This window comes from Chryseobacterium nakagawai, from assembly GCF_900637665.1.
Lineage (GTDB): Bacteria > Bacteroidota > Bacteroidia > Flavobacteriales > Weeksellaceae > Chryseobacterium > Chryseobacterium nakagawai.
Window position 1 is genome coordinate 2,082,960 of the sequence record NZ_LR134386.1, and the last position, 22,298, is coordinate 2,105,257.

The 22,298-nt window shown below is 35.9% G+C and carries 19 protein-coding genes; 13 read left to right on the forward strand and 6 right to left on the reverse strand.

The window, feature by feature from the left end; all coding sequences use genetic code 11:
* Position 1: 1 nt before the first annotated feature.
* The 3 genes from EL260_RS09445 to EL260_RS09455 all read right to left on the reverse strand — a co-directional run bounded on the left by EL260_RS09445 (position 2) and on the right by EL260_RS09455 (position 2,345).
* Complete coding sequence (locus EL260_RS09445; RefSeq protein ID WP_123859986.1) at positions 2 to 1,159, reverse strand: HlyD family secretion protein; 1,158 nt, start codon at positions 1,157 to 1,159, stop codon at positions 2 to 4.
* Positions 1,160 to 1,164: 5 nt separating this feature from the next.
* Positions 1,165 to 1,524: a DUF3302 domain-containing protein gene (locus EL260_RS09450; RefSeq protein WP_123859988.1), complete on the reverse strand. Its 360-nt coding sequence runs from the start codon at positions 1,522 to 1,524 to the stop codon at positions 1,165 to 1,167.
* Positions 1,525 to 1,739: 215 nt separating this feature from the next.
* Positions 1,740 to 2,345 carry a Crp/Fnr family transcriptional regulator gene (locus tag EL260_RS09455; protein ID WP_228445387.1) on the reverse strand — a complete coding sequence of 202 codons (606 nt, stop codon included), beginning with the start codon at positions 2,343 to 2,345 and terminating at the stop codon, positions 1,740 to 1,742.
* A gap of 108 nt (positions 2,346 to 2,453) precedes the next feature.
* On the opposite strand from EL260_RS09455, the gene EL260_RS09460 reads away from it, so the two are divergent.
* The 6 genes from EL260_RS09460 (at position 2,454) to EL260_RS09485 (ending at position 9,453) form a co-directional block, all read left to right on the forward strand.
* Entirely contained in the window at positions 2,454 to 3,449 is a 996-nt protein-coding gene (locus EL260_RS09460; protein WP_123859990.1) for an isoaspartyl peptidase/L-asparaginase family protein, read from the forward strand.
* Positions 3,450 to 3,604: 155 nt separating this feature from the next.
* Entirely contained in the window at positions 3,605 to 4,171 is a 567-nt protein-coding gene (locus EL260_RS09465) for a hypothetical protein (RefSeq protein ID WP_123859992.1), read from the forward strand.
* A gap of 15 nt (positions 4,172 to 4,186) precedes the next feature.
* The gene (locus EL260_RS09470; RefSeq protein WP_123859994.1) at positions 4,187 to 4,849 is read left to right on the forward strand and encodes a copper homeostasis protein CutC; all 663 of its coding nucleotides are present in this window, start codon (positions 4,187 to 4,189) and stop codon (positions 4,847 to 4,849) included.
* A 653-nt stretch (positions 4,850 to 5,502) separates the two neighbouring features.
* Entirely contained in the window at positions 5,503 to 5,889 is a 387-nt protein-coding gene (locus EL260_RS09475; protein WP_123859995.1) for a GxxExxY protein, read from the forward strand.
* Positions 5,882 to 8,362: a beta-mannosidase gene (locus EL260_RS09480; RefSeq protein ID WP_123859997.1), complete on the forward strand. Its 2,481-nt coding sequence runs from the start codon at positions 5,882 to 5,884 to the stop codon at positions 8,360 to 8,362. Before EL260_RS09475 ends, EL260_RS09480 begins: the two co-directional genes overlap by 8 nt.
* Before the next feature lie 182 nt (positions 8,363 to 8,544).
* The gene (locus EL260_RS09485) at positions 8,545 to 9,453 is read left to right on the forward strand and encodes an AEC family transporter (protein WP_123859999.1); all 909 of its coding nucleotides are present in this window, start codon (positions 8,545 to 8,547) and stop codon (positions 9,451 to 9,453) included.
* Between the two features lie 13 nt (positions 9,454 to 9,466).
* Here EL260_RS09485 and EL260_RS09490 read toward each other — a convergent pair whose 3' ends face one another.
* On the reverse strand, positions 9,467 to 10,216 hold the full coding sequence (locus tag EL260_RS09490) for a sulfite exporter TauE/SafE family protein (protein ID WP_123860001.1): 750 nt from the start codon (positions 10,214 to 10,216) through the stop codon (positions 9,467 to 9,469).
* 102 nt (positions 10,217 to 10,318) lie between these two features.
* Here EL260_RS09490 and priA point away from each other — a divergent pair, with 102 nt between their 5' ends.
* The 3 genes from priA (at position 10,319) to EL260_RS09505 (ending at position 16,413) form a co-directional block, all read left to right on the forward strand.
* On the forward strand, positions 10,319 to 12,766 hold the full coding sequence (gene priA, locus EL260_RS09495) for a replication restart helicase PriA (protein ID WP_123860003.1): 2,448 nt from the start codon (positions 10,319 to 10,321) through the stop codon (positions 12,764 to 12,766).
* 161 nt (positions 12,767 to 12,927) lie between these two features.
* Positions 12,928 to 14,397 carry a D-alanyl-D-alanine carboxypeptidase/D-alanyl-D-alanine endopeptidase gene (dacB, locus tag EL260_RS09500; RefSeq protein WP_123860005.1) on the forward strand — a complete coding sequence of 490 codons (1,470 nt, stop codon included), beginning with the start codon at positions 12,928 to 12,930 and terminating at the stop codon, positions 14,395 to 14,397.
* Positions 14,398 to 14,484: 87 nt separating this feature from the next.
* A complete protein-coding gene (locus EL260_RS09505) occupies positions 14,485 to 16,413 on the forward strand; it encodes a M1 family metallopeptidase (protein ID WP_123860007.1) in 1,929 nt (642 codons plus the stop codon).
* 26 nt (positions 16,414 to 16,439) lie between these two features.
* Here EL260_RS09505 and EL260_RS09510 read toward each other — a convergent pair whose 3' ends face one another.
* Positions 16,440 to 17,318: a cupin-like domain-containing protein gene (locus tag EL260_RS09510; RefSeq protein WP_123860010.1), complete on the reverse strand. Its 879-nt coding sequence runs from the start codon at positions 17,316 to 17,318 to the stop codon at positions 16,440 to 16,442.
* 158 nt (positions 17,319 to 17,476) lie between these two features.
* Here EL260_RS09510 and kbl point away from each other — a divergent pair, with 158 nt between their 5' ends.
* The 4 genes from kbl (at position 17,477) to gldG (ending at position 21,885) form a co-directional block, all read left to right on the forward strand.
* Complete coding sequence (gene kbl, locus EL260_RS09515; protein WP_123860012.1) at positions 17,477 to 18,673, forward strand: glycine C-acetyltransferase; 1,197 nt, start codon at positions 17,477 to 17,479, stop codon at positions 18,671 to 18,673.
* Between the two features lie 193 nt (positions 18,674 to 18,866).
* Positions 18,867 to 19,418, forward strand: a complete 552-nt coding sequence (locus EL260_RS09520) for a CopD family protein (protein ID WP_123860014.1) — start codon at positions 18,867 to 18,869, stop codon at positions 19,416 to 19,418.
* A 64-nt stretch (positions 19,419 to 19,482) separates the two neighbouring features.
* A complete protein-coding gene (locus EL260_RS09525; RefSeq protein ID WP_123860017.1) occupies positions 19,483 to 20,211 on the forward strand; it encodes an ABC transporter permease in 729 nt (242 codons plus the stop codon).
* A gap of 3 nt (positions 20,212 to 20,214) precedes the next feature.
* Positions 20,215 to 21,885 carry a gliding motility-associated ABC transporter substrate-binding protein GldG gene (gldG, locus tag EL260_RS09530; protein ID WP_123860019.1) on the forward strand — a complete coding sequence of 557 codons (1,671 nt, stop codon included), beginning with the start codon at positions 20,215 to 20,217 and terminating at the stop codon, positions 21,883 to 21,885.
* A gap of 51 nt (positions 21,886 to 21,936) precedes the next feature.
* On the opposite strand, the gene EL260_RS09535 is transcribed toward gldG, so the two are convergent.
* Complete coding sequence (locus EL260_RS09535; protein ID WP_123860021.1) at positions 21,937 to 22,296, reverse strand: helix-turn-helix domain-containing protein; 360 nt, start codon at positions 22,294 to 22,296, stop codon at positions 21,937 to 21,939.
* Between the last annotated feature and the right edge of the window lie 2 nt (positions 22,297 to 22,298).

The window sequence follows — 22,298 nt, forward strand, 5'->3', positions numbered from 1 at the left end:
ATTAGTGAAGTTTAAGGATCAGGAAGTTGATTTTACTGTTGATTCGTACCATTACTTTTCGGATAAGATGTAAAGGTTTGATATGATCCGAATAGATCACCGCAGTTCCTCTGGCGCCCACAGTCAATTTTTTTTGATGGTCTTCCAGTATAAATTTGGCAATCAGTTTTCCGTCTGTTTCCGGCAGTTGTCTGGCAGTATCAGGAAGACTTGCAGTAGAGCCATTTCCACCCAGCATTCCTCCGGCATTATTCATAATTCCCTGGCTGGTAGCATCAATAACGTATTCTAGTTTGGCTTTAACCACCTTTCCCGGTTCCGTTTTAAGAGCCAGCTCTACTTCATCACCGTTTTTTACCGTTTCAAGTTCATTCTGTGCAAAGAATCCGATAACAGATTGTTGTTTCTGGATCAAAACAAAAGCAGATTTAAAGGGAGCCATAATTGCTCCTTCATTAAGCTGGACATTCGGGATGGTTCCATCTGTAGGAGCTAAAACAACAGTTTGAGACAGATTCCATTTTGCCTGATCCAGTTTTGCCTGAATCTCAGATACTGAAGAGTTTTCTCCATTGTAAGAAGCATTAGATTTTGTTTCCAAAGATTGTTGTTGTGCTTGAGCTGCACTGATTCGCGACTGAAGATCATTTACATTGGTTATTGCCTGTTCCAGATCAAATCTGTTAGCAGCGCCTGCATCCACGAGTTCCTTATATTGATTCACTCTCTTATTAGCTAAATCCAACTGTGATTGTAATCCTGCAATATTTTTTTGGGAAGCAGAAATATCTGTATTGTAAGAGCTCACGGTAGCTTTCATATTGCTGAGTTTCGCTTCCAGCGATTTAATTTCCTGTACATAAGGCTCTCTGTCTAATACAAATAAAGTATCCCCTTTCTTTATTTCCTGATTGGTTTTTACGTATACCTTTTTTACCTTTCCCAGCACCTGAGTGGTAATATCAACACTTCTGTTCCCGACTTTCACATCAGAAGTAATGGGACAGTAGTAGTTGAGGCTTAATATTAAAGCGATAGATCCAAAAATGGGAAGAGAGTATACCACAACCTGAGTGGTAAATGTCCAGGGAATTAATTTTAACTTTTTAATGAGAAGCCAGCAGATTCCGGCATATATAGCAATGAGTAATTCTAGCATGTTGGTTAATTTTCAATTATGTCAATTTCTTCAGGTTCGGTAGTCTCCGAATCTTTTTTTTGTTCATTCTGATTGGTGTAATCATAATTCGCCCAAATTAAGGCAATCGGCCATAAAAGGCCTCCAAAAACAAGGGAAAGGAGGCACATACTTTTTATGGCGTTGAGCTGAGGATGATTCTTTTTTTCGGCTACTTTCTCCGGATAAATGTGAACTTTCCAGAAAAGGTAGATCCCGGCAAAAGGTAAAACAAGTAAGATGAGCCAGGATGCACCATCAGCTATATGGTCTTCTATGCCACCTGTAGATGCCTGAACAAAATTGCATGAAAGTAACAGGCAGAGAAGTATGGATATTCTTTGCATAATATAATTGTATAAGGTAGAATGAAATGTAAAACAAGATGGTAACCGAAACATTAATCAATGTCAGTTGGTTACCTTAAAGTCCTAATAATATTTCTATAATAGATAGTGTTTTGTAAATGATATTTTTCTCATTTTTGCTTTTAATAATTTGTGTAACAGTATTTTGAGTAAGCAAAAATAGATCGAATAAAGTGAGAAAAAGTATTCCTAAGTTATTTTTTTCTTTCGTTCCTTTTTTTATGAACCCTTGCAGTCATCCTTGAAAGCGAATTGGGAGTGATGCCCAGAAAATTAGCAATATACTTTCTATTGGCGTTTTGAGAAGTGAAAGGACGGGTTTCCAGAAAGTCTTCATATCGTGAATGAGGAGAGGTGGAGCAAAGCTGCTCGGTGCGTACCTTTAAAGTGTTAATGATCTGTTTTAAAGATTTCAGATACGCGTTATAAATTCCTCTGTGCTGGAATGCCAATTCTTCAAATTCAGTTTTGTTAAATAAAAAGATCTGAGATTCTACAACAGCTTCAATCGTATATTTTCTTTCACTTTTTTCCGAAAATGATTCCGGACTCTCCATAATGGCAGCTTCTTTTTCTGAAGGTAAAAAAAGATTAGTTTCAATACCATTTTCATCATCAAAGAAAAATCTCAGTAATCCGTTGGAAAGAATAAATAACTGATTAAAAGACTGTCCCGGTTCTGCCAGTATTTCTTTTTTTCGAAGAAGTTTGGGTGTACTGATGCTTACCAAAACATTAATTTCCTCATCAGATAAATCCTGAAAGAAAACAATATTCCTGAAAGTTTTAAACGCATCCATTACAGCAGTAAAGATAGCTAAAAATAGGATATCAATATTCGTTAAGCGAGACTAAGGATTTCAGAGAAGTTTTTTTTAGATTTGTTAATACTATAATTTTGATATACAATGAATAATAACCGAAGAAGTTTTATCAAAAAACTGGGAATCGCTACAGCAGCACTGGCTGTAAATCCATTAGATCTAATGGCGAAAGAATTACCTGAAAACAATACCGTTACCAATAAACCTATCGTTCTTTCAACCTGGAATTTTGGGATCAAAGCCAATGAAGAAGCCTGGACAATCCTTGGAAAAGGAGGAAAAGCTCTGGATGCGGTTGAAAAAGGAGTCCGACTGGTAGAATTAGATCCTAAAGAAAGAAGTGTTGGATATGGTGGACGCCCGGACAGAGATGGCAGGGTAACATTGGATGCCTGTATCATGGATGATAATTACAATATCGGTTCAGTGGCTTGCCTGGAACATATTAAAAATCCTATTTCCGTAGCAAGAGGGGTAATGGAAAAGACACCTCACGTCATGTTGGTAGGAGACGGAGCATTACAATTTGCCCTTTCACAGGGCTTCAAAAAAGAAAACCTTCTTACGGAAGAATCCGAAAAAGAATGGAAAGAATGGTTGAAAACAAGTAAATATAAACCTATTGCTAATATTGAAAATCATGATACCATAGGAATGATTGCTCTTGATGCCCAAGGAAACCTTTCAGGAGCTTGTACAACCAGTGGAATGGCTTTCAAAATGCATGGAAGAGTAGGAGATTCCCCTATTATCGGAGCTGGGTTATTTGTAGATAATGAAGTGGGAGCTGCAACAGCAACCGGACATGGTGAAGAAGTGATCAGAACAGTAGGAACACATCTTGTGGTAGAATTGATGAGACAGGGAAGAAGTCCACAACAGGCTTGTAAAGAAGCGGTAGATAGAATTGTAAAGATCAACCAGAGAAGAAATAAAAACCTTAAAGATATTCAGGTAGGCTTTATCGCCATCAATAAAAAAGGAGAATATGGTGCCTATTGCATCCAGGATGGATTTAATTTCGCGGTATATGACCAGAAAGGAAATCGCCTGGAAACACCTGAGTTTGCAGTGAAATAATACACAATTTTTCTATGGCCACGAATGCGCTAATGAATTATTCGTGTATTCGTGGTTGAGAAAGAAGGAAATCTTTAATTTGCCTGTATGTGCATATAAACCAATACATATAAACTAAATATAAGCGGCACTGCCAAAAAATAGACCAATAGAATATGAAAAGAACGATCATCGCTTCATTATTTTTAATAATAGGATGTAAAGAAGAAAAGAAAGAAGTAATTGCAACCCAACCAGAACCTGAAGTGAAAGAAAAAGTGGTACTGCATACGAAGGCTCAAACTAATGAAGCAGAAGAAGCGAAAAAATGGCTGGAAAAAAGTATTGAAGAGTACTTTAGGTCAGATCTTGGTAACCTGGATAAGAATATGCAGAAAATAACCACCAAAGAGTATTACGATTATAAAGGTGATGCGATGAGTGTTGATATGGATGTAGATGGAAGTCTTACAGAAAAAGAATTCAATAACAAATGGAAAGGGAAATTCGATACTAAAAAGGCGGGCATAGGAGTTGGATTCTTAATCGCCGGCCAGGATTGGGATAAAGTACAGGTAACAAAATGCCAGTTGATCTCTGAAAATGATAACAGCTACTTGTTTGATGTTGTTCTTAATGATAAAGCATTAAAAGCTATATATCCTGTAAAAGTTAAAGTTAGAAAAGATAAAGATTCTTTTTTGATAGCCGATGTACTGCAAGATATTCCCGAATTTAATTAAAAGATAAAAAAGACGATGTCAAAAATAGAAATAGCATGTTTTAATCCTGAATCAGCAATGATTGCTTTTGAAAATGGAGCTGATAGAATAGAACTTTGTTCAGGATTAAGCGAAGGAGGAACAACTCCCGATTTTGAATCTACAAAAAAATTAAGAGAGAAAATAAATATTCCAATCTTTGTGATGATCCGCCCCAGAGGAGGTGATTTTACTTATTCGGACGCTGAATTTGAGCAGATGAAGACCGACTTAACCGCATTGAAATCATTGAATATTGATGGTTTTGTATTCGGTATTCTGGATGAAAATGATGAGGTGAATAAGGAGCAGAATAAAACCTTGGTTGAATTGGCTTCACCACTTCCTTGTACATTCCATCGGGCCTTCGACAGAGCAAAAGGCCTGGAAGAATCTCTGGAGAAAGTCATTGAATGTGGTTTTACAACCATTCTCACATCAGGACAGAAGCCTAATGTTTCAGAAGGAAAAGAAAACCTGAAAAAATTAATTACTTTTTCCAATGGAAGAATTGAAATTCTTGTAGGGGGTGGTCTTCGTTCCTCAAATATTGAAGAGATAAGACAAGCTACAAAAGCTGGTTACTTCCACTCTTCAGCGATTACTGATGGAGGATCTTTTGCTAATCCTGATGAGGTGATTGCTTTGAAGAATAAATAATCACTAAATATTCAATTTGTCATTCTGAGCATAGCGAAGAATCTCAATAATACTGGAGATTCCTCGTTCCTCGGAATGACAAAACTACTATTAGTTTTTTTGGAGATTATTTTTTGAAAAGTAGATAATATTGAAAATATATTTAAACGCAAAGTTTTATCTAATAGTGTATTATGTTTTAAGGAAGCAAAGTAAGGCGGCAAAGCCGCTAAATAAGCAGATGGATAATATCCGCTTCATCAGAATCGATTGTAAATCGATTCCCTCTTAGCCCACTTAAAAACAATACGTACGCAAAATAAAAACTTTGCGTTTAAAAAAATATACAAATACAAATGACCGAAAATGAATTATCTTACAAAATAATAGGAGCCGCTATAGAGGTTCTTAAGAAATAAGATGTAGGATAGCCTACTATAAGAGGAAGTTTATTTGAAAAGTATACGATATTAGAATTAATTTAGACGCAAAGTTTTATCTAATAGTGTATTATGTTTTAAGGAAGTAAAGTAAGGCGTCAAAGCCGCTAAATAAGCAGATAGATAACATCCGCTTCATCATAATCGATTGCAAATCGATTCTTTCTTAGCTCCCTTAAAGATAATACGTACTCAAAATAAAAACTTTGCGTTTAAAAAAATATACAAACACAAATGACCGAAAACGAATTATCTTACAAAATAATAGGCGCCGCTATAGAAGTCCATAAAAACTTAGGTGTTGGGCTACTAGAAAATGCCTATGAAACAGCATTAGCTTACGAATTAAGAACCTTAGGTCTTAATGTTAAACAACAAGTTGCTTTATCACTTCAATACAAGGAAATCTCGATAGAAAATGCATATAAAATTGATTTGATTGTAGAAGATAAAGTAATCATCGAAGTTAAAGCTGTCTTGGAATTGCATCCTATTTTCAATGCTCAGGTGTTGACTTATTTAAAACAAACTCATATAAAACTCGGACTTCTTATTAATTTCAATAGTGAACTTATTAAACACGGAATCCATAGAATTGTAAACAAAATCATTGATGCGTAAAACTTTACTTTTTGCTTTCCTTTTTATTCAGAATATTCTTTTTGCTCAGTATTCGGAAAGAAGCCTGTCCTCTGAAAACTGGCAGTTCAAAAATTCAAAAGATAAAAACTGGTTTCCGGCTAAGGTTCCAGGAACGGTTCATTTGGATTTGATGACCAATAAGCTTATTCCGGATCCTTTCAAGGACGAAAATGAAAAGAAAGTTCAATGGGTAGAAAATGAAGATTGGAATTATCAGACTAATTTTAATATATCATTCAAGGAATTTGATTACGACAATATTGATCTTGTTTTTAATGGATTAGATACATTTTCTGACATTTATCTTAATGGGAAACTACTGAAGAAAACAGATAATATGTTTAGGATTTGGGAGATTCCAGTGAAAGAATATTTGAAGCAGGGAACAAATCTGTTACAGATCAAATTTAAATCTGCAGTCAATGAAGGAAAAGAACGGGCAGAAAAGGTTCCGTTTACCATGCCGGAATCGCCACGAAGCTTTGTAAGAAAAGCACAGTATCAGTTTGGCTGGGATTGGGGTCCAAGATTAGTAACAGCAGGAATCTGGAAGGATGTAAAACTGGAGTTTTGGAGAAATGCAAAAGTTAATCATATTCAGGTTGAGCAAAAGTCACTTACTGATTCATTGGCCCAGGTATCATTTAATATGAACATTTTCGCTGAAGAAGAGGGGGAGTACTTTACATGGTTCAACTTAAACAGAGGAATGCATAAATTTCATCTTAATAAAGGTTTTAATACAATTAGACTTCCTTATAATATCAAAGATCCGAAGAGATGGGAGCCTAATGGAAGAGGAAAGCCTACTGTATATACTACAAAGATTTCCTTATACAAGAAAGGAGGACGAATTATTAGAGATATCAATGTTACATATGGTTTGAGAGATATTGAACTTATTCAGGAGAAAGATGAAAAGGGCAAATCTTTTTATTTTAAAGTTAATGGAAACCCATTATACATCAAAGGTACAAACTGGATTCCTGCTGACAGTTTCTCGCCAAGGATTACAAAAGAAAAATATCAAAAACTGATTAAGGCTGCCAAAGAAGCCAATATGAATATGATCCGGATCTGGGGTGGTGGGATCTATGAAGATGAAGAATTCTACAAAGCCTGTGATGAAAACGGAATTTTGGTGTGGCAGGATTTTATGTTTGCAGGAAGTTTTTATCCGGCAGATCAGGAGTTTTTGGAGAATGTAGAGGAAGAAGTGAAAGATCAGGTCAACAGACTGCAAAACCATCCTTCCATTGCCTTATGGTGTGGAAATAATGAAATTGATGAAGCCATTGTCAATTGGGGATATCAGAAACAGTTTAAATACTCAAAAGCAGATTCTTTGCTGGTTTGGAAAGATTATAAAAAGCTGTTTCATGAAGTTATTCCTAATACATTGAAACAAAGCCTTACACCGGATAAAAATCTGTATTGGCCAAGCTCACCATCTATCGGATGGGGACATAAGGAAAGCCTTACAGAAGGAGATTCTCATTATTGGGGTGTTTGGTGGGGCGAACAGCCTTTCGAAATGTATAATGAAAAAGTAGGCCGCTTTATGTCTGAATATGGTTTTCAGGGAATGCCAACTTTAGCCACAACGAAATCAATGTTTTCCGGAGTTTCTGATTTAGACCTACAAAACCCGACTATTAAAGCCCATGAAAAACATGCAAGAGGCTGGGAGATTATCAATAAATATATGGAACGGGACTATGCAATACCGACAGGTTTTGTGAAGTATAATTATGTATCCCAACTGCTACAGGCGAGAGGAATGCAGATTGCAATAGAAGCTCATCGTAGAGCAAAACCTTATAATATGGGAACATTGTACTGGCAGCTTAATGACTGCTGGCCGGTAGTTTCATGGTCGTCCATTGATTATTTAGGAAATTGGAAGGCTTTTCACTATCAGGCAAAAAGAAGTTTTGAGCCTGTACTGATTTCTGTTGCTGAAAATAGTAAAGCTTATGAAATCTATCTGATTAGTGATGTATTGAAAGAGATAAAAGCTGATATAAAATTTGAACTCATTGATTTTGAAGGAAAACAGCTATGGAAATCTAATATTAATAAAGAGTTGAAGGCTGATGTGAGTGAGAAAGTTTTGAGTATTAACAAAGCGGATCTGGCAAAATTTGATGTATCAAAATCTGTTTTGAAAATAAGTTCAGACAGTGAAGATGTGAAGCTCGAAAAGCTTTTCTTTCCGGCAAAACCTAAAGATTTGAAACTCTCAAAACCTAATATTACCATTAAAAAAATATCGCCAACAGAAATTGAAGTCTCAACAGATGTTTTGGCAAAGGACGTATACCTGATCGGAGATACTCATTTCAGTGATAACTTCTTTGATCTGTTACCAGGGACATCAAAAAGAATTACTCTTTCGAAATCTTTGGATAAGGTTGAGGTGATGAGTTTATTTGAAATTTTTGAAAATTAGTGAAGAAGTTATTTAACAGTACCAAAACGTTATAGGTTTCAAAAACCTATAACGTTTAGAAAAACTAAGCTATTTATCTAATTAATGTTGTTTTCAATCGAAATCTTACTCAAAAAAATATAAATTTTCCTATTCCCACCTCAAAAATCAGCCGTAACTTTGCAGCATATTTCTTTATAGTTATGGTAAATTTTGTTCTGATTGCAGTGTGCATTATTGCAGGAATGATATTCAAAGCAACAAAATCTATCCACCCGGATGCCCACAAGGGGATCAATACCTGGATTCTTTATCTTGCTCTACCGGCAGTTTCATTCAAATACCTGCCGAAGGTACAATGGACAACGGAAATGCTTTTTCCGATTGCAGCCACTTTCTTAGTCTCTGTATTTTGTTTCTTTTATGTAATGTTTTACAGTAAAAGTAGAGGATATTCAAGGCGGTCAAGAAGTACGTTGGAGTTGGCGAGCGGTTACAGCAATACCTCTTTCATCGGATTTCCTTTGATCAGTGCTTTTTATGGTGAAGGTCTTTTGAGTATCGCGATTATTTGCGACCAAACCATGTTTTTCGCTCTTTCTACATTGGGAATTATTGCTGCTGTAAAAGGAGGAAGTAAGTCAGGAAAAGTAAGCGCCGTATTTATTTTGAAGCGTCTGATTACATTTCCACCATTGATTGGTTGTATTTCTGCTTTGGTACTGTCTCAATTTATAGATTTAACCGTAGCAGAACCTCTTTTTGATAAATTAGCCGCTACTGTAAGCCCGTTAGCTCTGTTCTCAGTTGGATTACAATTGAAATTTAATGGCTGGAAAAAGCTTATTCCTCAGATGTCAGCTTCCATGCTTTATAAATTGATTCTGGCTCCGGCAATTGTATTGGGAATGGCTTTATTGTTAGGAATAAAAGGAGATGTCGCAAAAATTACCATATTCGAAGCAGCCATGCCAACATTAGTGACTTCAAGTATCATTGCAGAACAGTTCAGGCTGAATACAAAGTTGACCAACCTGATTATCGGAGTCAGTATTATTGTAGGGTTTTTTACCTCTGCAATGTGGTATGAGATAATAGATATTATATTCTAAATATAGGTTTCGACTAAGAAAAAGTTTTAATAAAGAAAACGAAGGTAATCAGAAAATTGAAGAATATGATTCCGGTTCTTAGCTTTACCGGATCAAGTTTTTTGGTGAAATGAGCACCAAAATATCCGCCTAGAATGGTAGCAACCATCATGGTACAGGTTTCCGGCCAATATATTTTACCCGCTGAAATAAATAAAATAACTGCCGCAGCATTAGCTATTCCTGTAAAAAGTGTTTTATTAGCATTGATGATTTTGATGTCTGATAAGCCGAATAATGCCCATACAGCCATCATCATAATTCCTACTGCACCACCAAAATAACCGCCATATATTCCTAAAATAAACTGAGCACCTAAAACTAATCCGGAACCAATTTTAATTCTTTTTCTAAGCCAGTTACCGGCTTGTTTTCCAAATGCAAATGCGAGAGAACCTAATAAAAGAAGCCATGGAACTATTAGCTTAAAATCTGCTGATGGAGTATATAAAAGAAGAAAGCCTCCTGCACATCCCCCCAAAAGAGTAAAAATAATCATTGCCGTTATTGAAATATTGGGAAAAGGCTGAATATACTCTTTGAACTTCCAGGCACTGGCTAAACTACCAGGAAATAATGCTACAGTACTGGATGCATTAGCCTGAATCGGAGGAACGCCTGCATAGATAAAAGCTGGAAAAGTAATGAATGATCCACCACCAGCTGCCGCATTCAAAGCACCAGCTATAAGTCCTATCAAAAATAATAAAATGTAATTTTCCATGAAAAAAATGGTGAATAAAGATAATACAAAATAGGCGGAATCATTAACAAAAAATTGCAGTTCTCTTCAGAAACATCTAATTTTACACTTTAAATATTTCCCTTGCCATACGCTCAAATCGTTTTACCACTTAATTTAAAAGGATCCTTCACCTATAAGGTTCCGGAAGAACTAATGCCTGAAATTCAATTAGGAATGAGGGTTCTGGTACCATTTGGAGGAAAAAAGATCTATACGGGAATTGTTTTTGAACTTCATGATAATGCTCCGGATAACTTTGTGGCGAAGGATGTCATTAGTATTTTGGATGAAAGACCCATTCTTCCGGAAGAACAAATCCGTTTCTGGAATTGGCTTTCCGATTATTATCTGTGTAACCTCGGAGAAATCTACAGATTAGCTTTTCCATCTTCCTTAAAACTGGAGAGCGAAACGTATTTAAAATTAAAACCAGGAATAGTTGTTGATTTTGAAAATCTGGATGTCAATGAAATGTATTTGGTTCAGGCGCTGGAAGTAAGACAATTGGTTAATCTTACAGATATTGAAGCATTTATTCCCAAGAAAGAAATTATTAAAACCATCAATTCTCTGATCGATCTGCAGTATATTGAGATTGATGAGAAAATTGCCGAAAAATATAAGGCGAAAGAAGTAGCTTATGTAAGAATTAATGATAGTGTTTTAAACAATCAGAATCTTACAGAAATTCTTTTAAAGCTGAATAAGGCTCCTAAGCAAAAAGACCTGTTCCTTTTAATTTTAGAAAAGCAGACTGAAAATCCTGATCTTCATATTAAAAAAGCCGAATTGTTTGAAGACGGCTATTTTGGAAGCTCTCATTTCAAGGCATTGGCAGACAAAGGCCTTGTGGAGGAATACTATATGCAGAAAGACAGGATTGAAAGTTATGAAGGTGAAATTGAAGAGATAGAAGAACTTTCTGAAGAGCAGAAAATAGCAAAATCTGAGATCGATGAAGCTTTTGAAGAAGGAAAAAATGTGCTGCTTCATGGTGTAACATCGTCAGGAAAAACTCATATTTATTTAGAGAAAATTGAAGAGTGCATCAGAGAAGGGAAAAACGTCCTCTTTTTACTTCCTGAAATTTCTCTGACTAAACAGATTACCCAAAGACTTGAAAAAAAATATGGCAGGCAGTTAGGATTTTACCATCAGAAACTGACAGATTTCGAAAGGGTAGAGGTGTGGAGAAGAATTAAACAGAATGATATCCGTATTCTTGTGGGAACCAGAAATGCCTTGTTTTTACCTTATCAGGATCTGGGATTGATTGTAGTAGATGAAGAACACGATTCTGCTTATAAACCAAGGGAAGTTACGCCCTATTTTAATGCTAAAGATGCTGCACTGGTTTTGGGTGGTTTGCATAAAGCCGGAGTTATTCTGGGCTCTGCTACCCCTTCTGTTGAAAGTTATTACAGAGCCAGAAAAGATAAAATGAAATACATTTTCCTGAATGAAAGGTTCGGGAATGTGAATCTTCCTGAATATGAACTGATTAATTTCAAAGAAGCTCAGGAATCTAAAAACGTATCTGGAAATTTTTCTACAAGGCTTATTGACGCCATTAAGCACACAATTGATGAAAAGAACCAGGCTATCGTTCTTCACAACAGACGTGGATATGCCAATGTTATAGAGTGTGAAACCTGTGGTTATGTTAATTATTGCTCCAATTGTGATGTGGTAATGACGTATCATAAGGCGGCCAATGAAATGAAATGTCATTATTGTGGTCAAAGAGCTTCAAAGCCTAGAACCTGCCCGAAATGTAACTCAGAAAACCTGAATGAAAGGGGAGTAGGAGTAGAGCAGATTCACGAAGAAGTATCCAAACTGTTTCCTGAAAATGAGGTGGACAGGATGGATGTAGATTCTATGCGTAAGAAGTTTGCCTATGAAAAGCTGTATGAGAAAATTGAAGACGGAGAAACCGATATTGTAGTAGGAACACAGATGATTTCCAAAGGTCTGGATTTTGACCATATAGAATTGGTAGCTATTCCTAAAGCTGATTCCTTATTATATGTACAGGATTTCAGGGCTGAAGAAAGGGCCTATCAGTTGATAACACAGGTTTCCGGAAGAGCGGGAAGAGTTTCAGGGAAAGGTAAAATCCTGATTCAAACTTATAATCCTGATCATTCCGTATTTCAGCTGATTAAAATGAATAATCCTGCGAAAATCTATAAATATATTCTTACCGAACGTCAGAAATTCCACTATCCCCCGTTTACCAAACTGATTATGATCGAACTGAAACACAGGAGAGATGATAAGGTAGACCGTGCCTCTCAGTTCCTGGGTTCTATTCTGAGAAAATATCTTCCTGAAGAATGTATTTTGGGACCGGAAAGAGCTCAGATTGCCAGGTTAAATAATTTATATCAGTTCCAGATTTTACTGAAGTTACCGCGTGGGAAAAACTATGAAAAGTTTAAAAACATGGTTTTGATAAGTTTGAAAGAATTTGATGAAATTACTGCTTATCAAAGCATTAAAAAGGATGTTTTTGTTGATTTTTAACAATTTTTAACAAACTTTACACTCTTTTATAAGACCTCTGTGGTCCGTTGTATGACAATAATTTCTACTTTTGGACGTTGATTAAGTGTTTGGCTTTTTTATTGAATGATTTAACTTATCATTTTCTACAGGCTCAAACTATAGAAACAAAAAAAGGATAGATGGTAAATTTCAGAAAATATATTTCAAGTGCAGCGGTGTTGGCTTCCGGTTTCTTCCTGGCTCAATCTACCGTTTCTACTGTTCTTTACTCTCAGAATTACGACAATCAGAAAAACAGCTTAAACCTTCCGTCGCCTGTAAGTTCGATGGTGGAGAAAAGCGTTTTGTCGGCTAAAGAACTTGTAGACATTAATGTAAACACAATGATGGCGGATCCTGTGCTGAAAAATGCAACATGGGGATTCGTAGTGTATGACCCGAAAACGAAGAAGGTTATTTCTTCGTACAACGAAAGCTCGCCGTTAGTCCCAGCTTCCACAACAAAATTACTGACTACTGAAACAGCATTGAATCTCCTAGGGGAAAACTATCGTTGGATGACTCAGTTGGAATATTCAGGAACTGTAGATGAAAACGGAACGTTAAACGGAAATTTGTATGTAGTAGGAAGTGGAGATCCATCTCTGGGAACAAACAAAGCAGGAGCAGGATCTTATAGAGACATTATTTCAGATTTCATAGGTGGACTTTCGCGTGAGGGAATTCGAAAGGTAAATGGTGATATTATCATTCAGACAGCGCTTTTCAAAGGCAATATTGCAATGCTTCCGGAAAATGTTGTATGGTTGGAAAATAATAATTATTATCTGCCTGCAGGAACCACACATGCCATTAATCCGGCTAATGAAAAACTCATCGTAAAGAAATCAGGTTTTTCTACAGAAAAGAAATTTTTCTACGTTTCACCTTATGCTCATCAGATGGTATATGCTGAAAAGTATGATGGAGATGGAATTTTAACAACAAAACTTCCGGATGCACCAGCATATTTGGCAAATTCTTTCAGAACTACCTTGGTGAAAAGCGGAATTCCTGTTACCGGAAAAGTATCTGCAAAGATGACGGATCCCACTCCGGAAAACAGAAAAATGATTTCTGCTTACAAATCTCCAACATTGGGTGATATTATATATTATACGAATCAGCATAGTGATAATTCATTGGCAGAAGCGTTATTGAGAACAGTAGGTTTTCAAAAATTAGGAGATCAGACTTCAGAATCAGGAAGAATTGTAGTGACAGATCACTTAAAAGAGGCTGGTTTTGACATGTTGGGTCTAAATTATATAGATGGAAGCGGACTTTCAAGAAGCAATAATGTGACTCCCATTTCTCAGGTGAAGTTTTTGACTTCTTTAATGGATGAGAAATATTACAGATCTTACTTAACATCTTTACCTATCGGTGGACAATCCGGAACCTTGAAAAGAATGTTCCTTGGGACAGGAAACGGACAGGTTTTTGCAAAAACAGGAACTTTAAATAAAGTGAAAACACTGGCTGGTTACCTGAAGACCAATTCTGGTAAAACCTTAGTTTTCTCTTTAATGGTGAACAATTATTCAGGATCAGTAGATATGGTGAAGAAAAGAATGGAAAAGATTCTTGAACCGGCTTTGGATCTTTAGAACACGTTTATTTTATATATTATAAGAACCTTTTAATCAATGATTAAGAGGTTTTTTTTATATTTGAATATTACAATACTTCTGCATATGAGAAAATTTTATCTGCTGATGTTGAGCTTTTTGATGGTTCAGCAGCTTTATAGTCAAAAAGAGATTGATACTATTGAAATGAAAGGATTGGTAGAACAGGAAATGAAATCTTTTACCAAAAAAATGGGAATCGGAAGCGTGAATCCCAATACCCTGAATTATGATTTACAGTATCAGAGAATGGATGTGAGTATTGATCCTGCTGTTCATTATATTTCCGGATCTGTGACTTCGCATTTTAAACCCAATCAGAGTATAAGTAGTGTTTATTTTGATCTTACCAATCTCCTGTCGGTTTCTCAGGTACAATACCATGGTAGTAACATTCCGTTTCAACAGCTTTCTACCCAGGAGATTAAAATAGATTTTCCGGCTTCTATTCCGGCAAATACTTTAGATTCATTGACAATTCATTATTCTGGTTCCCCAGCAAATAATACGGTTATGATTGGAAGCCAAGGATCTAATATACCTGTTTTTTCTACTTTAAATGAACCGTATGGTGCACAGGACTGGTTTCCTACTAAGCAAAGCTTAAATGATAAGATCGAAAGATTTGATTTTAAAGTGACTACGCCATCACAATATAGTGTAGCAGCCAACGGAAAATTAATGTCTGAAATCATTTCTACAACAACCGGGAAGAAGTTGACTTTTTGGAGAACGATGTATCCTACTGCCGCTTATCTTATAGCACTATCTATCACAAATTTTGCCAAGACGAATAGCACCATCGGAAACCCTCCATTTCCATTTGTCAATTATATTTACCCATCAACAGCCGGAGACCCGGTAAAAGTATCCAATATTGAATGGACAAAACAGATAATGGATATTTTTGAAATGTATTTTGGATCTTATCCTTTCCGTAATGAAAAATATGGGCATATGGAATATCTTAATGGCGGTGGAATGGAACATCAGACCATGTCTTCTATGAGTGGCTGGACTAAGTCTCTTATTGCCCATGAACTCGCTCATCAATGGTTTGGAGATAAAGTGACTTGTGGAATATGGAATGATATATGGCTGAATGAAGGTTTTGCAACTTTTGGAGAACATGTTGCCAATGAAAAGCTGATTATGACCCATGATGAGTTTATGAGTTATCTTGTTAATCAAACAGCTTTAATTACCAATAATGTGGGGGGAACTACTTATGTTCCTGATACCGGACTTAATGATATCTACAGAATTTTTGACAGTAGGCTGACCTATGCGAAAGGGGGGTATGCTTTAAGAATGATAAAATGGATCTTAGGTGATGATATTTTCTATCAGGCACTTAAAGATTATCACGGAAGACCTGCTTTGGCTTACAACTATGTGAGAACCGCAGACTTTAATGCATCCTTACTTCAGTCTACCGGAAAAGATTTTACAGAATTTTTTAATGACTGGATCTATGGGGAAGGGTATCCAACTTATGCGATAAAGTGGAAGCAAACGGGTAATCAGATTACATTGAATGTTTCTCAGACACAAAGCAGCCCTACAGTAAGCTTTTTCGAAATGCCTCTGCCTGTAAAAGTTACCGGAACAGGTGGACAGACTGCTGATTTAGTATTGAATAATACTTTCAATAACCAATATTTTGCTGAAAATATATCATTTCCTGTAGCAAGTGTTCAGTTTAATAATGAACATCAGATTCTGGAAAAGAATTCTACTGTTGTCCAGGATAATACATTAAGCGTATCTTCTGCAGAAAAGGATAGCTTTGGTTTATATCCTAATCCAGCAAAAAATGAGCTTTATTTAAAAGGAATAGATAAAGCAGCAGGGTTTTCTATTCATGCTATAGATGGAAAATTAGTAAGAAAAGCTATTTATCAACCCGGAAAAGCTATACAGATCGGAGAACTGGTTCCGGGAGCCTATGTGATTACAGTGAATGAAAAACATATCAAATTCATTAAGCATTAAGAGACATTACAGAATATAAAAAGCTTTCATATCAGAAAGCTTTTTTGTTTTTTGAAAGCTTTTGTGCCCCTTTTCTTTGCTGTTTTTACTTTGTATCTGAACCATTTTTCTTTAAAGATATTTCGCATAATATTATCAAAATTTCTTGTGATGACCAGGTTTTTAAATCCACGCCACTTTTCAAGAAGGCTTGTTGGTAGCGCTCTGACTGATACGGAATATCCTCCGGTTTCATATTGTATATAATGCCACCATCCGGACGGAATATAAAGGGTTTCCCCTGGATGAAGGATGGCTTCATACCCATTTAAATAGAGTAAGGCTGGATACTGCCGGTAATCTGGTGTTTTTATATTAGGCAAACTATGGAAATTATAAGGTAATTTATACATCAGATCAGACTGTTCCCAGGGAAATAGCCAGATTCTTTTAATTCCCTCAAACTGTGTGATGAAAACGTGGGACATGTCAATATCAATATGATTCCGGGTAGCAGAACCCTGGCCTCCGAAGAACATAAAAGGTAACCATTTTAATATTTTACCATTGGTAACATCATTATAGATGATATCATTTTTAAGCTCCGGTTTTATGCTTAGTAAATTAAACAGAAATAATCGATGCTCAGTAGGGGTGGAGTCTATCAGGTCAAGATATTCTGAGAATGTAGTCTGTGCTATAGGCTGACTGGCCACTCTGTCCATAGAATCCATTTCACTGCCGTAAATATCTACCTTTTGATTGCCTGCTATTCCTTTGAAATATTCATAGTTCCATTTTTTGAAGGCCGGGCTTTCGGGATCTACAAAATCTTCAATAATGACAGGAACATGAGCTTTCATGTGGTGGGTTATAAAGTTTCTTGAAACGAGTTTCTTTGTTTTCTTTACCGGAATCAATTGCATATTCAGAAATTTTAAACAAATATAAATATTATCCTACAAAATCAGTAGACTAATAATGTTAAAAATGAAACTAAAGATCAAATTTTAGAATTAAGGGTATAAAAGGTTTTATTTTACTGCCTTTTTAGTAAATTAGCACATCTAAAAAATTACTAAAAATGATTTCTGAAAAATACCTTCAACATTTACAGAACGAACTTCAAAATATTGAGAATGACGGACTTTTTAAAAGAGAAAGAATCATTACTTCTCAACAAAGTGCAGAAATTGAAGCCAACGGAAAAAAGCTTTTGAACTTTTGTGCCAATAATTATCTTGGATTATCCAACAATCCGGAGGTTATGAAAGCTTCTCAGGATATGATCCAGTCTCATGGTTACGGAATGTCATCTGTACGTTTCATCTGTGGAACTCAGGATATTCACAAAGATTTAGAGAAAAAGATTGCTGATTTCTTAGGACTTGAAGATACCATTCTTTATGCTGCCGCTTTTGATGCAAATGGTGGTGTTTTTGAACCTTTATTTACAGAAGAAGATGCTATTATTTCTGATGAACTGAACCATGCCTCAATTATTGATGGAGTACGTCTTTGTAAAGCAGCAAGATATCGTTATAAAAATAACAATATGGCTGATCTTGAAGCTCAATTAATTGCTGCTTCAGAAAAAAATCACCGTTTCAAAATTATTGTAACGGATGGTGTTTTCTCAATGGACGGAATTGTGGCAGACCTGAAAGGAGTTTGTGATCTTGCAGATAAATATGATGCTTTGGTAATGGTTGATGATTCCCACGCAACCGGATTTATCGGGAAAACAGGGAGAGGAACGCATGAAGCGAATGAAGTAATGGGTAGAGTAGATATTATTACCTCTACTTTAGGAAAGGCTTTGGGTGGCGCTTTAGGTGGATTTACTTCTGGTAAAAAAGAGATCATCGATATGCTGAGACAGCGTTCCCGTCCTTACTTATTCTCCAATTCATTAGCACCTGGAATTGTAGGAGCTGCTTTGAAAGTATTGGACATGATTTCTGATGATACTTCTCTTCGTGATAAGGTAATGGAAAATGCAGACTATTTCAGAACAGAAATGAAAGCTAAAGGATTTGATATTCCTGATGGAGATGCTGCGATTGTTCCGGTAATGTTGTATGATGCACCGCTTTCTCAGAAAATGGCTGAAAAACTAATGGACGAAGGAATCTATGTGATTGGATTCTTCTATCCGGTAGTACCAAAAGGAAAAGCAAGAATCAGAGTTCAGCTATCTGCTGCTCATACCAAAGAACATTTGGATAAAGCGATTGTCGCTTTTGAAAAAGTAGGAAAAGAATTGGGAGTGATCTCTTAATTTCTGAGTTGAATAAAATCAATGAAATATAAGCTTCGGTTCGGGACGGCAAAGCCGCCCCGAACCGAAGCATTTTTTTATATAGATATAATTTTTAATAACTTTTGATCGGAATATTAGCTTTTCCCAATCAAAAGAAAATTATTTTTAAAAATTATAGAATAAGCTTATCTTTGCTGTTAATTTTTTCTGAATGCTTTATACAATCATCAAAGCGCTGCACATCATTTTTATGGTAAGTTATTTTGCGGGAATTTTTTATCTCGTAAGACTTTTTGTTTACTATAAGGATACCGATGAATTTCCTGAAGAAAAAAAGAAAATTCTGAGGGAGCAGTATACATTTATGGCCAGAAGGCTATGGAATATTATCACCGTACCTGCCGGAGTCATTATGGCAGTATGCGGATTGGTTATGATCTTTAAAAATCCGGGACTGATGAAAATGGGATGGTTTCATTTAAAGCTGACCTTCCTGATCGGGCTTGCCGTCTACCACTACTGGTGCTGGAAAAAAGTGTTGAAACTGAAAGCGTTGAACGGAAATACATTGGAAACAGCGAACATCAAGTTAAGACAGGCTAACGAAATTGCTACTTTTATTTTATTCTTGGTGGTGTTTACTGTAATCCTGAAATCGATGGCAATTGAATACTGGTGGCAATTAATTGCAGGATTTTTCGTTCTTGTATTTCTGATTATGATGACCGTAAAACTTGTTAATAAGAATAAAAAAAACAAATAATTGTTGAAGTGAAAGAATAAGTGTGTCTTACGCTTTTTTACTTTTTACATTTTACTAAAAAACTATGATTGCAATTTTAAAGAAAGAACTTTGGAGTTACTTTGGAAACTGGAGCGCATGGGTAATTATTGCCGCTTTCAGTTTAATAGGAACTCTATTTCTGTTCTTTTTCGACAACGATTCTAATATTTTTGAGATCGGGGCAGCATCGCTGCAAAGCTATTTTGTGTTGGTTCCATGGCTTTTGATGTTCATTATTCCGGCGCTTTCCATGAAAACTTTTGCTGAAGAGCAACAAACGGGAACGCTGAACTGGCTGTTTTCACAACCTTTAAAAGTTTCAGAACTGGTAACAGGAAAATTCCTGTCTGTATGGATTGTTGGGATTTTATGCCTGATTCCATCACTAGTTTACCTTTATACTGTATATGTTCTTGGAGTTCCGGAAGGTAATATTGACCTTGGAATGACCTTGGGAAGTTATATCGGGCTGATTATTTTAATCGCAGCTTTTTCAGGAATCGGAATTTTAGCTTCTTCATTATCACAAAATCAGATTATGGCTTATCTGCTAGGCGTTTTCATGTGCTTTATCATGTATTTTGGAATCGAACAGCTAGCAAGTTATAAACTTTTAGGCGGAGCAGATTTTATCCTGCAGAATATAGGTTTTTACCAGCATTTCCTGGGCTTCACAAGAGGTCTTATAGATGTAAAGGATGTTGCCTATTTTATTCTGGTCATCAGCGCGTCATTAGTATTGTCTAATCATTTTATTAACAAAAAGAAGTAGCGTATGAAGAAGATCAATACTAAATCTCCGTTGGGGATTTTCTTAATTGCGATTATCCCTTTGGTTATTATTCTTACCTATTCAGGAATAAGATTTGATTTAACAAAAGAAAAAAGATATACCCTTTCTGAGAGTACCATTAAAGTACTGGAATCCGTTAAAAAACCTTTGACTGTAGAAGTTTATCTTGAAGGTGATTTCCCGGCAAGCTTTAAACAGCTTCAGGGAGAGACGAAGTTTATGCTGGAGGAATTCAGGAAAATTAATCCGAAAATTGATTTCAAGTTCATCGATCCATTGAGACCTAAAATCCCGGAAGATAGTTTGGCAGCAATGGGTATGCAGGCTTCTTTCCTGCCGGATTCTAAGGATGGAAAATTTACTCAGATTACAATTTATCCGTATGCAGTGATCAGGTATAATAAAACAGGTGTTTCCATTCCTTTGATTGTACAGCAGACAGGAATAGATGCAGATCAACAGCTTACAAGATCTATAGAAGGATTAGAATATAACCTGGTTTCAAACATCAAAAATATTGCTGCTGATAAAAGGAAAAAAGTAGGCGTTCTGATCAATCAGGACGAATTAAGTCCGGATGAGTTTCAGGGATTTATGCAGCTGGCATTGGAAAATTACGATGCAGGACCTATTATTCCTAAAAATCAAGTCGAACTTAGTCTTCAGGACCTGCCTTTATTGAAGCAGATGAGTGCTTTAGTGATTGCAAAACCTAGAAAAGCCTTTACAGATAATGAAAAGGTAATTCTTGACCAATATATCATGAATGGTGGGAAAACACTTTGGATGATTGATGCGGTAAATGCTGAAATGGATACTCTGACAAGATCTAAAAAAGTAATGCCTTTCCCGGTGGATATCAATATGACTGACTTCTTTTTCAATTACGGACTAAGAATCAATACTGCGTTGGTGAAGGATGTGAAGAAATATGCACTGCTGAAGCTGGTAACGGGAGAGGTAAGTGGAAATCCTCAGTTTACAAGCCTGCCATGGCCTTATTTCCCTCTTGGAATTGCTGAAAATAATAATCCGATTACTAAAAATATCAACCCTGTAAAATTCGAATTCCCAACTTCTATTGATACATTGGGGGGAAGAAAGAATATAAAAACAAAAGTTCTTTTCGAATCCAGTGAAAGAACATTGCTGAAACAGGTTCCGAATTATGTTGATCTGAAAGAAATTGCCACGGTAGACAGCCTCGGGCAAATGGAAAAACCAAGTACTCCAAAGATCTTTGCGGTAGCATTGGAAGGGAAATTTAACTCTGCGTATGCTTCAAGGATTGAAAGAAAATCGTATCCTGGTTTTAAAGCAGAAAGTCCTGAAAATAAAATGATCGTTATTGCAGACGGAGATATAGGACGTAATAAAGTCATTAAAGGAAAACCACTTCCATTGGGAGTAGACATGCTGACAAATGAACAGTTTGGAAATGAACAGTTCCTTAGAAATGCTTTGGATTATCTGTTGGATGACAGTAATCTGATGGAATTAAGAAACAGAAACATCGAAGAAAGACTTCTTGACAGACACAGGATAGAAGAAGAGAAAACCAATTGGCAATGGCTGAATTTATTGCTCCCATTGATGGTTATTGGTCTTATCGGAGGATTATTCTTCTGGCTAAGAAAGAAAAAATTTGGATAGAAATAATAAAAGAGAAGCTCAACAGCTTCTCTTTTTATTTTAGGTCTCTTTTTATTTAGATTTCAATATTTTATTCTCTTCCTTCAAAGTTTCAATTTGTTCTTCCAGAATCTTAATATAACTTTGTAAATTCTCTACAATAGAATCTGGAATACTATGGAAATGGTTAAAATAACTTCCTGCATTATCATTGAAAGTAGTATTGTCATGGTTGTTATGCACTATTGCTGTTTTCCTTTCCTCTTTTATTTCTTCTACAGGAACATCAAGTGCTTTTGCTAGTTTTTCCCATTCATCATCAAAAATTCTTACTTCATCATTCTCTTTTCGGGAGTAATTGGAGACGTCTGTTGAGATAATATTAGACATATATTCTTGTGTGTACCCTCTTTGCTTTCTTAGCTTTTCCATAA

Coding starts and splice junctions, on each gene's coding strand:
- EL260_RS09455 (WP_228445387.1), bottom strand. CDS start 2,345: ATGGATGCGTTTAAAACTTTCAGGAATATTGTTTTCTTTCAGGATTTA.
- EL260_RS09510 (WP_123860010.1), bottom strand. CDS start 17,318: ATGCAATTGATTCCGGTAAAGAAAACAAAGAAACTCGTTTCAAGAAAC.
- EL260_RS09480 (WP_123859997.1), top strand. CDS start 5,882: ATGCGTAAAACTTTACTTTTTGCTTTCCTTTTTATTCAGAATATTCTT.
- EL260_RS09525 (WP_123860017.1), top strand. CDS start 19,483: ATGATTGCAATTTTAAAGAAAGAACTTTGGAGTTACTTTGGAAACTGG.
- gldG (WP_123860019.1), top strand. CDS start 20,215: ATGAAGAAGATCAATACTAAATCTCCGTTGGGGATTTTCTTAATTGCG.
- EL260_RS09445 (WP_123859986.1), bottom strand. CDS start 1,159: ATGCTAGAATTACTCATTGCTATATATGCCGGAATCTGCTGGCTTCTC.
- EL260_RS09485 (WP_123859999.1), top strand. CDS start 8,545: ATGGTAAATTTTGTTCTGATTGCAGTGTGCATTATTGCAGGAATGATA.
- EL260_RS09505 (WP_123860007.1), top strand. CDS start 14,485: ATGAGAAAATTTTATCTGCTGATGTTGAGCTTTTTGATGGTTCAGCAG.
- EL260_RS09475 (WP_123859995.1), top strand. CDS start 5,503: ATGACCGAAAACGAATTATCTTACAAAATAATAGGCGCCGCTATAGAA.
- EL260_RS09490 (WP_123860001.1), bottom strand. CDS start 10,216: ATGGAAAATTACATTTTATTATTTTTGATAGGACTTATAGCTGGTGCT.
- EL260_RS09460 (WP_123859990.1), top strand. CDS start 2,454: ATGAATAATAACCGAAGAAGTTTTATCAAAAAACTGGGAATCGCTACA.
- EL260_RS09465 (WP_123859992.1), top strand. CDS start 3,605: ATGAAAAGAACGATCATCGCTTCATTATTTTTAATAATAGGATGTAAA.
- dacB (WP_123860005.1), top strand. CDS start 12,928: ATGGTAAATTTCAGAAAATATATTTCAAGTGCAGCGGTGTTGGCTTCC.
- EL260_RS09450 (WP_123859988.1), bottom strand. CDS start 1,524: ATGCAAAGAATATCCATACTTCTCTGCCTGTTACTTTCATGCAATTTT.
- EL260_RS09470 (WP_123859994.1), top strand. CDS start 4,187: ATGTCAAAAATAGAAATAGCATGTTTTAATCCTGAATCAGCAATGATT.
- EL260_RS09535 (WP_123860021.1), bottom strand. CDS start 22,296: ATGGAAAAGCTAAGAAAGCAAAGAGGGTACACACAAGAATATATGTCT.
- kbl (WP_123860012.1), top strand. CDS start 17,477: ATGATTTCTGAAAAATACCTTCAACATTTACAGAACGAACTTCAAAAT.
- EL260_RS09520 (WP_123860014.1), top strand. CDS start 18,867: ATGCTTTATACAATCATCAAAGCGCTGCACATCATTTTTATGGTAAGT.